The sequence below is a fragment of the Streptomyces hirsutus genome (assembly GCF_001418415.1).
Lineage (GTDB): Bacteria > Actinomycetota > Actinomycetes > Streptomycetales > Streptomycetaceae > Streptomyces > Streptomyces hirsutus.
Map to the genome: position 1 here is coordinate 1 of NZ_LIQT01000230.1, position 11,428 is coordinate 11,428.

Below are 11,428 nucleotides of genomic sequence, written 5' to 3' on the forward strand. Positions count from 1 at the left end.
CGAGGCCCTCGACCTCATCCTCGAGGCGATCAAGGAAGCCGGTTACACCCCCGGCGAGCAGATCGCCCTCGCGCTCGACGTCGCCGCCTCCGAGTTCTACAAGGACGGCACGTACGTCTTCGAGGGCAAGGAGCGCTCCGCCGCCGAGATGACGGAGTACTACGCCGAGCTGGTCGAGGCGTACCCGCTGGTCTCCATCGAGGACCCGCTGTTCGAGGACGACTGGGAGGGCTGGAAGGCGCTCACCGACAAGCTCGGCGACAAGGTCCAGATCGTCGGCGACGACCTGTTCGTCACCAACCCGGAGCGCCTGGCCCGCGGCATCGAGGAGGGCGCGGCCAACGCCCTGCTGGTCAAGGTGAACCAGATCGGTTCGCTGACCGAGACCCTGGACGCCGTCGAGCTGGCCCAGCGCAACGGCTTCAAGTGCATGATGTCGCACCGCTCCGGTGAGACCGAGGACGTCACCATCGCCGACCTGGCCGTCGCCACCAACTGCGGCCAGATCAAGACCGGTGCCCCGGCCCGCTCCGAGCGTGTCGCCAAGTACAACCAGCTGCTGCGCATCGAGGAGATCCTCGACGACGCCGCGGTGTACGCGGGCCGCAGCGCCTTCCCGCGGTTCCGCTCCGCGGACCAGTAGGCACGGCGCTCCGCGGGCCAGTAGGCACAGGGCTCCGCGGAGCAGCAGGCACAGCAAGGGCTGACCCGTACGGGATGACGACCTCGGTCGTGTCCTGGCCGGTAGTCCCTACGTCCCCGGACGCGGTCCCGTACCGTGTCCGGGGACGTACGTGCGTATGACAGGGGAACGGGAGGCGGGACATGGCCGTGAAGGACCGGGACCGGTTCTCCACCGCGACCAGGATCCGGCTGATCGGCGAGCAGACCGCCGCCCGGGTCTACCGCTCGCAGACCAAGCGCCAGGCCCGCCGCTCCCGGCTGACCGGCCGGGCCGCGCTGCTCGCCCTGGTGGTCTGCTCGATGATCGTGGCCCTCGCCTATCCCATGCGGCAGTACGTGTCCCAGCGCGCCGACATCGCCGACCTCCAGCAGGAGAAGGACGAGACCCGCCGGCGGGTCGAGCACCTGCGCGACATGAAGGCACGCTGGCAGGACGACGCCTACGCCGAGCAGCAGGTCCGCGCGCGGCTGCACTACGTCATGCCCGGCGAGACCGGCTACATCATGATCGATCCGGACGCGACCGAGCAGCCGCGCGCCGACCGCGAATCGGCCGACCGCCCCTGGTACGCGAACGTCTGGGACGGCGTCGACAAGTCCGACGCGGCCGAGCGGTGAGCCCGGAGCCGTAGCCTTGATGCCCTGCGGTTCACCGGAACCCGCAGGGTCGGCCGCACGACCGCGGACGACCCCGTACGACGGCACCAGCCCGTCGTACGGAGACCTGCGCAGAAACCGCGCAGACAATCGTAGAGAACCGCCGAGAACCGCAGGAAGACAGGTATGGACACTCCCGCCCGCCGCCCGGCCACCACCCCTCAAGGGCAGCGCTCCGCGCTGGCGCTGTTCGATCTGCCCACGACCCCGCGCACCGAACCGACCGACGCGGACGTCGAGGCGTTCAAGCAGCAGCTCGGCCGGCCCCCGCGCGGGCTGCGCGCCATCGCGCACCGCTGTCCCTGCGGGCAGCCGGACGTCGTCGAGACCGCGCCGAAGCTGCCCGACGGCACCCCCTTCCCGACGCTGTACTACCTCACCTGCCCCCGGGCCGCCTCGGCGATCGGAACGCTGGAGGCGAACGGCGTGATGAAGGAGATGACGGAGCGGCTGGCGACGGACCCGGAGCTGGCGGCCGCGTACCGCGCGGCGCACGAGGACTACATCCGGCGCCGCGACGAGATCGAGGAACTGAAGAACTTCCCGAGCGCCGGCGGGATGCCGGACCGGGTGAAGTGCCTGCACGTCCTGGTCGCCCACTCGCTGGCCGCCGGCCCCGGGGTCAACCCGCTGGGCGACGAGGCGCTCGCGATGCTGCCGGAGTGGTGGCGCAAGGGCCCGTGCGTGACGGTCGCCGAGCCGCCCGCCGGCGAGGGAGGGCAGGTGGAGAGCTCGGACGGCGGCTCCTTCGCGGCCAAGCCGATCGAGGAGAACGACCGATGACCCGAGTCGCCGCCATCGACTGCGGTACCAACTCGATCCGGCTCCTGGTGGCCGACGCCGACCCGGCGACCGGTGAACTGACCGACCTGGACCGGCGCATGACGATCGTGCGGCTCGGCCAGGGCGTCGACCGCACGGGCCGGCTCGCCCCCGAGGCGCTGGAGCGGACGTTCGCCGCCTGCCGCGAGTACGCGGAGGCCATCAAGGAGCACGGCGCGCAGCGCCTGCGCTTCGTCGCCACCTCCGCCTCCCGCGACGCCGAGAACCGGGACGAGTTCGTGCGCGGGGTGCTGGACATCCTCGGCGTGGAGCCCGAGGTCATCACCGGTGACCAGGAGGCCGAGTTCTCCTTCACCGGCGCCACCAAGGAACTGACGGGCCGTGCGGACCTGCACCGCCCGTTCCTGGTCGTGGACATCGGCGGCGGCTCCACCGAGTTCGTCGTCGGCGACGACCACGTACGCGCCGCCCGGTCCGTCGACGTGGGCTGCGTACGGATGACCGAGCGGCACCTGCTGGTGGACGGGGCGGTGATGGACCCGCCGACCGAGGAACGGATCGCGGCGATGCGGGCCGACATCGAGGCTGCCCTCGACCGGGTCGAGCGGACGGTACCGCTGCGCGAGGCCCGCACCCTGGTCGGCCTGGCCGGCTCGGTCACGACGGTGTCGGCGATCGCCCAGGACCTGCCCGCGTACGACTCGCAGGCCATCCACCACTCCCGGGTCACCCTGGAACGCGTCCGCGAGATCACTGACCGGCTGCTCCACGCCACCCACGCCGAACGCGCGGAGATCCCCTCCATGCACCCGGGCCGGGTCGACGTCATCGGAGCGGGCGCCCTGGTCCTCCTCTCCCTCATGGAACGCACCGGCGCGAAGGAGGTCGTCGTCAGCGAACACGACATCCTCGACGGGATCGCCTGGTCTTTGGTGGCCGACGCGAGGTGGGAGGCGGGGCGCTACAGGTTGCGGTAGACGTCCCGCCGGTCGCCCACCTTGACCACGAGGACGACGAGTTCACCGTCGTTGATCCGGTAGGCGACCCGGTAGCTGCCGACCCGGAGCCGGTAGAGCCCCGATGGGCCGGTGAGCTTCTTGACGTCGGCGTTCTCGCGGTACGGATCGTCACCGAGCGCGGTCAGCGCGGTCAGGATGCGCATGGCATCGAGTCGGCTGAGGGACCGGAGCTGCCGCTGTGCTGCCGTGGTGAACCGGAACGCGTACTTCACGCCGCGCCTTCACCGCGCTCGTCGAACAGATCCGCCAGCAGCTCGGCCATCGAAACGGTGGGTCCGCCGTCGGCCAGAACTGCTTCCGCCTCGCGAGCCAGCATCACGTCGGCGGCCTCCTCCAGTGCCTCGAAGTCGGCGATCGGCACGACCGCGGCCACGGGGGCGCCGTTGCGTGTGATGACGGTCGGAGTGCCTTCCTCGGCCCGGTTGATGTGTTCCGCCAGGTGTGCGCGCGCTTCCCTGACGGTCACGGTGTTGTCGGTCATGGACCAAGTGTACGCACTTAGGTGTACACGTTGCCAGGTGTGGGGGTCGCGTTCGCGGGACACCCTGGACGGGAACGCTTGGTCGGCGGCGTAGGCGTGCGTGTACGTGGGGTGCGGTCCACATCCCGGGAGTCCCGGCGTACGGGCGAACTCTTCGGCGCCGGAGCTTTCGGGGCGCGGGTCGCCCTCAGGCCCGTACGGCGGCTACCGGTTCACGTGGTCACGGTCCGGGCCCCGAGGGCGAGGTGCACCGTGGCGATGATCCTCGCGGTCACGCGCTGGAAGCGGGGCGTGCGCAGGGGGCGTGAGGTGCGCCGGACGAGGGCGGGGCGGTCGTGGGAGAGCGTTGCGGCGCAGCCGGGACGAGCCGGGGGTAGGGGAGCGGTGACGCCGACGGGCGGGGTGCTGGACAGCACTCCGCTGAGCAGCGTGGATACCGTTTGAGCGGCTGCGGGAAGGGGCCGACCGGCCCTTTCGAGGGGTGCCGGCGGGAAAGTTCGTGAAGTTCTTCACAAGGAAATGGCCCCGGTAGGTCGAAGAACTGAGTCCGGTTGACCCTTTCGGGGCCCCTGGGCTGCTTTGAACATGTTCAGAAGGTGTGGGCGGGTGGCGCCCGGGAGGTCGCCCCCGGGGGCCCCTGGGAGGGCCCGGGGCGTCGCCGGAATCAAAGAGAGGCAGCTCACGCGGCATTGACAACGGGTCGCGTATGGTCCTGGTTCCCGGCCCCCGGCATGGGCTTGATCACAAAAGCCGGGAAGTGTAACACGACCGCTACCCAAGCTTGTGAAGGGGCGCACGAACCCACCCCCTCGGAGAGGTGGATACTCGATGGCATGAGCACCACGGAGCGTCCCAGGATCCTCGTAGTAGGCGGTGGGTACGTAGGCCTGTACGCAGCTCGGCGCATCCAGAAGAAGATGCGTTACGGCGAGGCGACCGTCACCGTCGTCGACCCGCGGTCGTACATGACCTACCAGCCCTTCCTGCCCGAAGCCGCCGCCGGCAACATCTCCCCGCGGCACGTCGTCGTCCCCCTGCGACGCGTGCTCCCCAAGGCGGAGGTCCTCACCGGCCGGGTCACCACCATCGACCAGGACCGCAAGGTCGCCACGATCGCGCCGCTCGTCGGCGAGGCCTACGAGCTGCCCTTCGACTACCTGATCGTCGCGCTGGGCGCGGTCTCCCGTACCTTCCCGATCCCCGGCCTCGCCGAGCAGGGCATCGGCATGAAGGGCATCGAGGAGGCCATCGGCCTGCGCAACCACGTCCTCGAACAGCTCGACAAGGCCGACTCCACCACGGACGAGGAGATCCGCCGCAAGGCGCTCACCTTCGTCTTCGTCGGTGGCGGCTTCGCGGGTGCGGAGACCATCGGTGAGGTCGAGGACATGGCCCGGGACGCGGCCAAGTACTACAGGAACGTGTCCCGTGAGGACATGCGCTTCGTCCTCGTCGACGCTGCCGACAAGATCCTCCCCGAGGTGGGTCCCAAGCTCGGCAAGTACGGCAAGGAGCACCTCGAGGGCCGTGGTGTCGAGGTCTACCTCTCCACCTCCATGGACTCCTGCGTCGACGGCCACGTCGTGCTGAAGAACGGCCTCGAGGTCGACTCCAACACCATCGTGTGGACGGCCGGCGTCAAGCCGAACCCGGCGCTGGCCCGCTTCGGCCTCCCGCTGGGCCCGCGCGGTCACGTCGACACCCAGCCGACCCTCCAGGTCACCGGCACCGACTACATCTGGGCCGCGGGCGACAACGCCCAGGTGCCGGACCTCGTGGGCCGCAAGGCGGGCAACGAGAACGCCTGGTGCCCGCCGAACGCCCAGCACGCCCTGCGCCAGGCCAAGGTCCTCGGCGACAACGTGGTCTCCGGCATGCGGGGCTTCCCGCAGAAGGACTACAGCCACGCCAACAAGGGCGCCGTGGCGGGCCTCGGCCTGCACAAGGGCGTGGCGATGATCGTCGTGGGCAAGGTGAAGATCAAGCTCAAGGGCCGGCTCGCCTGGTATATGCACCGTGGCTACCACGGTCTCGCGATGCCGACCTGGAACCGCAAGATCCGTGTCTTCGCCGACTGGACGCTCGCCGTGTTCCTCAAGCGCGAGGTCGTCTCGCTGGGCGCGATCCAGTCCCCGCGCGACGAGTTCTACGAGGCCGCGAAGCCGGCGCCGCTGCCCGCGGCCGCCAAGAAGGAATCGGCCGAGAAGGCCAACGCCTCCTGACGCCGGATCCGATCGACCGCTGGTCGCCCGTCCCGTCGGCCCCCCCGGGCCCGCGCGTACGGCCGGGCGACCTCCGGTCCGCCTGATCCTCCGGTCCGTCTGATTTTCGGTCCGTCCGATCTGTGTTCCACCCGGCGCTCCTGCTCCGAGCGCCGGGCCCCAGATCATCGGCCAGGCCGTCCTCGGCTCCCGAAAGGGCCGCCCGCCATCCGTGGTGCGGGCGGCCCTTTCGGCGTTTTGCCCAGTCATGACGCGCGCCGAGGACTGCCGCGCGCCCCGCAGATGTTTACGTGGTGACGACATTCCGGGATTTGGCCTTCCCCGGGCTCTCGACGTCGCTCGAGCCGGGGACGCCCCTATCGGAGGTGCACACCATGAGAGACGCCGCCTCGCGGCTGAAGGGCCTTGTCGAACAGGTGGCGGGCGCACCGCTCCCCCTGCGCGTCCGCGCCTGGGACGGATCACAGGCCGGTCCGCCGGACGCCCCGATCCTCGTCGTACGCAACCGCCGTGCCGTGCGCCACCTGCTGTGGAAGCCGGGTGAACTCGGCCTCGCCCGCGCCTGGGTGTCCGGCGACCTGAGCGTCGAGGGCGACCTGTACACCGCCCTCAAACGTGTCTCCGGTCTTCTCTGGGAGCGCGGCGAGGACACCCCCACCCTCGTCCAGTCCCTGCGCGACCCCGGCGTCCGTGCGGCCGTCCGCGGCCTCGTCGCGCTGGCCGGCCCGCCGCTGCCGCCCGGCCCGCCCCCGGAGGAGATCCGCAGGCCCCACCGCGGCCTCCACACCAAGCGCAGCGACAAGCGCGCCATCAGCCACCACTACGACGTCGGCAACGACTTCTACGAGATCGTCCTCGGCCCGTCCATGGTGTACTCCTGCGCCTACTGGCCCGCCCCGCTCCCGCAGGCCACCCTCGAACAGGCCCAGCACGACAAGCTCGAACTCGTCTGCCGCAAGCTCGCGCTGACGCCCGGTCAGCGGCTGCTGGACGTCGGCTGCGGCTGGGGCTCCATGGCGATCCACGCCGCCCGTGAGCACGGCGTGAGCGTCGTCGGCGTCACCCTCTCCCAGGAGCAGGCCGGGTACGCCCGCAAGCGCGTCGCCGACGAAGGGCTCACCGACCGGGTCGAGATCCGCGTACAGGACTACCGTGACGTCCCGGACGGCCCCTACGACGCGATCTCCTCGATCGGTATGGCCGAACACGTCGGCGCCCCGCGCTATCTGGAGTACGCCACCGCCCTGCACCGCCTCCTCAAGCCCGGCGGACGGCTGCTGAACCACCAGATCGCACGCCGTCCGCATCGGGACGAGACGGAGTACGCACTGAACCCGTTCATCGACGCCTACGTCTTCCCCGACGGCGAACTCGCCCCCGTGGGCACCACCGTGTCCCTGCTGGAGCGGGCCGGCTTCGAGGCGCGCGACGTCGAGTCGATCCGCGAGCACTACGCCCTCACCCTGCGCCGCTGGGTGGCGAACCTGGAGGCCGGCTGGGACCGGGCCGTCATGCTCACCGGGCCGGGCCGCGCCCGCGTCTGGCGGCTGTACATGGCCGCCTCCGCGCTCGCCTTCGAACGCAACCGCATCGGCGTCAACCAGGTCCTGGCCGTGAAGACCCCCGAATCCGGCGCCTCCGGCCTGCCCCTGCGCGCCCGCGCCTGGAACTGACCGCCGCCCCCCACTCCCTGCCCCCTGGCACGACGACGGGCACGACGGCAGGCACGACGACGGGCCCTGCTCCGGCGACCGACTCCCACCGACTCCGGCCGACGCCAGGAGTCCGACCGAGTCCGGCCGTCGGAACAGGGCCCGTGCCCGCTCTCCGGTACTACTCCGCCTTGATGGCCTGGAGCATGTTCAGCCGTGCCGCCCGCCGGGCCGGCCACAGGGCCGCGAGCACGCCCACGACGCCGGCCAGCAGCAGGAAGACCGCCATCCGGCCCCAGGGCAGGATCAGTTCGTACGTCGCCATCCTCGAGCCCACCAGCTCTCCGGCCGCCCAGCCGAAGAACACGCCCAGGCCGATGCCGAGCACCCCGCCGAACAGGGAGATCACCAGGGACTCCAGACGGACCATCCGCTTGATGCCCCCGCGGTCCAGGCCGATCGCGCGGAGCATGCCGATCTCCTGGGAGCGCTCGAACACCGACATGGCCAGGGTGTTGACGACACCGAGCACCGCGACGAGCACGGCCATCGCCAGCAGCCCGTAGACCATGTTCAGTATCAGCGTGAACATGGACGCCAGTTCGTTGGAGATGTCCTTCTTGTCCTGCACCTTGATGGCGGGGTTGGTGCCGAGGGCCTCCACCAGCCGGTCCTTCGCCGCGTCGGAGGCACCGCCGGAGGTCTTCACCATGACCTGCATGTCGATCGGGTCCGGCTGGTGCGGGGCGAGGGTCGCGGTGTCGAGCATGATGCCGCGGAACATCTCGTTGCCCTCGTAGACCCCGGCGACCGTCAGCTCCTGCTTCTTGCCGTCCTCGTAGGTGAGGGTGAAGTCCGAACCGGCCTTCCAGCCGTAGTCCTCGGCCGTCCTGTGGTCGACGACGATCCGTGTGCCGGACACCTCGAAGGCGCCGTCGCGGACCGGGAAGTCGGTCAGCTCGCCGATGGAGGAGCCGTCGACGCCGGTCAGGAACTCCGTCTGCTCGTCGATACGGACGGGCGCGTTGCGCAGCGGGCTGCTGGCGGTGACGTCGTCGGACCGCTCCAGCGTCCGCGCGACGTCCGGCGACAGCCAGTTGCCGTTCGCCATCGACACCACGTAGTCGGCCTCGATCGAGGAGGTGGCCATCTTGTCGATGGCGTTCTGCAGGCTGCCCGCCACCACCGTCATCCCGGTGATCAGGGTGAGCCCGATCATCAGCGCGGACGCGGTCGCGGCGGTACGGCGCGGGTTGCGCACCGCGTTCTGCCGGGCCAGCTTCCCGGACATCCCGAAGACGCGCAGCACCGGCGCCGCGGCGGCGATCAGCGGACGGGACAGCAGCGGGGTCAGGATGAACACGCCGATGATCAGCAGGACCGCGCCGATGCCCATGGGGGCCTGGCCGTCCGAGCCGCTCATCGTCGTCGCCGCGAGGACCACCGCGATGCCGGCGCCCGAGAAGAGCGCGCCCAGCGTGTTGCGCAGCACCAGCGACTTGGTGGTCGCCTGGGCGTGCACGGAGCTCATCGCCGCCACCGGCGGGATCTTCGCGGCCCGGCGGCCGGGCAGCCACGCGGCGAGCATGGTGATCAGGACACCGACCGCGAACGCGGCGGCGACGGTGCCGGGTGTGACCACCAGCGGGCCGGCGGGCACGGTCGCCCCGAACGTCCCCATCAGGGCACGCAGTCCGGCCCCGATGCCGATACCGGTGAGCAGCCCGACCACGGCGGCGACCGCACCCACCACGAACGCCTCGAACAGCACCGACCGGGTGACCTGCCGGCGGGAGGCGCCGACCGCGCGCATCAGCGCCAGCTCCCGGGTGCGCTGGGCGACCAGCATGGTGAAGGTGTTGGCGATGATGAACGTACCGACGAACAGCGCGATGCCGGCGAACACCAGCAGGCCCTGCTTCAGCCCGCTCATCGAGGAGGCGATCATGCTCGCCTGGTCGTCGGCGAGCTGCGTGCCGGTGGTGGTCTCCACGGCGTCGGCGGGCAGCGCCTTGTCCAGCTCCGCCTGCAGCGCGGTCTCGGAGACGCCGTCCTTCGCCTTGACGGCGATCTCGTCGAACGTGCCCTCCTTGCCGAACAGCTTCTGCGCCGTCGCCGTGTCGAACAGCGCGAGGCTGCCGCCGGCCGCGACATTGCCGTCGTCGGTGGTGAAGACGCCGGTGACGACCGGCTCGAGGACGGGGCCGTCGACCGACATCCGTACGGTGTCGCCGACCTGGTAGCCGGTGCGCTCGGCGGTCTCGGCGTCGATGAGGATCTCGTCGGCGCCCTTCGGCGCGTGCCCTTCGGTCAGCGGGTAGCGGGGGTCGTCGGTGCCCCAGTAGTTGCCGCCCTGCGACTGGAAGCCGTCGCCGATCAGCCTGCCGTCCCGGTCGGCCATGGCGGTGAATCCGGTGACGACGCCGATGGCCCGCGCGGCGCCGGGAACCCGGGCACTGTCCTCGACCATGGCCGAGGTCAGTTCGTGGGGCTCGCCGACCTTGTCTCCCTCGGCTTCCTTCCACTGGGCGGTGACGGCGACGTCGACGTGGTCGAAGCCCTTGGCGGAGCTCTTCTGGAGGGCGTCGGAGATGGTGTTGGTGAAGACCAGGGTCCCCGACACGAAGGCCACGCCGAGCATCACGGCGAGCACGGTCATAAGGAGCCGGGCCTTGTGCGCGAACACATTGCGCAAGGCGGTACGGAACATGGGTGTCTTCTCGAGTCCAGTCGTACGAGTGGGGGGTGGGGCGTCGGCAGAGGTGAGGTCGCCTCACCGGAACATCACCGGAGGAGGTGAGGGACGGTTGCGTGCTGACGGCGGCTCGGCCGGTGACGGCTCAGCTCGTACGGCCCTTGGCGTCGAACTGCTTCATGCGGTCGAGCACCGATTCGGCCGTCGGCCCGTGCATCTCGTCCACGATCCTGCCGTCCGCGAGGAACACCACCCGGTCCGCGTAGGCCGCGGCGACCGGGTCGTGGGTCACCATGACCACCGTCTGCCCCAGCTCGCGTACCGAGTTGCGCAGGAAGCCGAGCACCTCGGCGCCGGAACGGGAGTCGAGGTTGCCGGTGGGCTCGTCGCCGAAGATGATCTCGGGCCTGGAGGCCAGCGCCCGCGCGACGGCGACCCGCTGCTGCTGACCGCCGGACAGCTGGGACGGCCGGTGGCTCAGCCGGTCGGACAGGCCGATCATCCGGATCACGGTGTCGAGCCACTGCTGGTCCGGCTTGCGCCCCGCGATGTCCATCGGGAGGGTGATGTTCTCCAGGGCCGTCAGGGTCGGCAGCAGGTTGAACGCCTGGAAGATGAAGCCGATCTTGTCCCGGCGCAGCTTGGTGAGCTGCTTGTCCTTGAGGGAGCCCAGCTCGGTGTCACCGATGCGCACGGAACCGGCCGAGAACGTGTCGAGGCCGGCCACGCAGTGCATCAGCGTGGACTTGCCGGAACCGGAGGGGCCCATGATCGCGGTGAACTCGGCCTGCCGGAAGTCCACGGAGACCTGGTCGAGGGCGACCACCTGGGTCTCGCCCTGGCCGTAGATCTTCGACAGCTCCGTGGCACGTGCGGCCACGGTGGTGGTCCGGTCGGCGATGGGTGCGGTGGTCACGGGATGGGCACTCCTGACGGTACGACGTTTCACGGGAACGGGACGTCATCCATCGTTCCGCCCGACGGCCACTGTGTAGTCACCCGTAGCTCCGGTTCCGGGGGGCGACTCAGGGTGGACCCCGGTGGTCACCGTCATACCTGGGGTTGACGGCGACCCCGGGCGGGGGGAGGGGCCGGGCCCGAACAGAGAGGGCTTTCGATCCGAACGGAGCCCTCCGCACGCCGGATGTCGCAAGAACGGGTGGAGCACCCTTGTTCAGACGGTGAAATTCCGTCATTCCGCATACGCGGCCGGCCCTCGCGCGCGAGGCTGTTGG

At 70.4% G+C, this 11,428-nt stretch carries 11 protein-coding genes; 6 read left to right on the top strand and 5 right to left on the bottom strand.

Features of this window, described 5'->3' with window-relative positions; translation table 11 throughout:
* From eno to AOK11_RS18280, 4 genes are all read left to right on the top strand, one after another.
* A partial coding sequence (eno, locus tag AOK11_RS18265; protein WP_276204828.1) for a phosphopyruvate hydratase occupies window positions 1–643 on the top strand: 643 nt, incomplete at its 5' end.
* 182 nt (window positions 644–825) lie between these two features.
* Entirely contained in the window at window positions 826–1,302 is a 477-nt protein-coding gene (locus AOK11_RS18270) for an FtsB family cell division protein (protein ID WP_055594789.1), read from the top strand.
* Window positions 1,303–1,467: 165 nt separating this feature from the next.
* Window positions 1,468–2,124: a DUF501 domain-containing protein gene (locus tag AOK11_RS18275; protein ID WP_240497386.1), complete on the top strand. Its 657-nt coding sequence runs from the start codon at window positions 1,468–1,470 to the stop codon at window positions 2,122–2,124.
* Window positions 2,121–3,101 (top strand): Ppx/GppA phosphatase family protein, encoded by a 981-nt coding sequence (locus tag AOK11_RS18280; RefSeq protein ID WP_055594790.1) that lies wholly within the window; start codon window positions 2,121–2,123, stop codon window positions 3,099–3,101. The genes AOK11_RS18275 and AOK11_RS18280 overlap by 4 nt, the downstream gene beginning before the upstream one ends.
* Here AOK11_RS18280 and AOK11_RS18285 read toward each other — a convergent pair.
* The 3 genes from AOK11_RS18285 to AOK11_RS18295 form a co-directional block, all read right to left on the bottom strand.
* Window positions 3,086–3,355, bottom strand: coding sequence for a type II toxin-antitoxin system RelE family toxin (locus AOK11_RS18285; protein WP_055594791.1), 270 nt, complete (start codon window positions 3,353–3,355; stop codon window positions 3,086–3,088). The two genes, AOK11_RS18280 and AOK11_RS18285, sit on opposite strands and share 16 nt — an antisense overlap.
* Window positions 3,352–3,624, bottom strand: coding sequence for a type II toxin-antitoxin system Phd/YefM family antitoxin (locus tag AOK11_RS18290; protein WP_055594792.1), 273 nt, complete (start codon window positions 3,622–3,624; stop codon window positions 3,352–3,354). The genes AOK11_RS18285 and AOK11_RS18290 overlap by 4 nt, the downstream gene beginning before the upstream one ends.
* Before the next feature lie 212 nt (window positions 3,625–3,836).
* Window positions 3,837–4,040, bottom strand: a complete 204-nt coding sequence (locus tag AOK11_RS18295) for a hypothetical protein (protein WP_055594793.1) — start codon at window positions 4,038–4,040, stop codon at window positions 3,837–3,839.
* A gap of 417 nt (window positions 4,041–4,457) precedes the next feature.
* Here AOK11_RS18295 and AOK11_RS18300 point away from each other — a divergent pair, with 417 nt between their 5' ends.
* Entirely contained in the window at window positions 4,458–5,846 is a 1,389-nt protein-coding gene (locus AOK11_RS18300) for an NAD(P)/FAD-dependent oxidoreductase (RefSeq protein WP_055594794.1), read from the top strand.
* Between the two features lie 374 nt (window positions 5,847–6,220).
* Window positions 6,221–7,519, top strand: coding sequence for an SAM-dependent methyltransferase (locus AOK11_RS18305; protein ID WP_055594795.1), 1,299 nt, complete (start codon window positions 6,221–6,223; stop codon window positions 7,517–7,519).
* 160 nt (window positions 7,520–7,679) lie between these two features.
* Here AOK11_RS18305 and AOK11_RS18310 read toward each other — a convergent pair whose 3' ends face one another.
* On the bottom strand, window positions 7,680–10,208 hold the full coding sequence (locus tag AOK11_RS18310) for an ABC transporter permease (protein ID WP_055594796.1): 2,529 nt from the start codon (window positions 10,206–10,208) through the stop codon (window positions 7,680–7,682).
* Between the two features lie 130 nt (window positions 10,209–10,338).
* Entirely contained in the window at window positions 10,339–11,109 is a 771-nt protein-coding gene (locus AOK11_RS18315) for an ABC transporter ATP-binding protein (protein WP_055594797.1), read from the bottom strand.
* Between the last annotated feature and the right edge of the window lie 319 nt (window positions 11,110–11,428).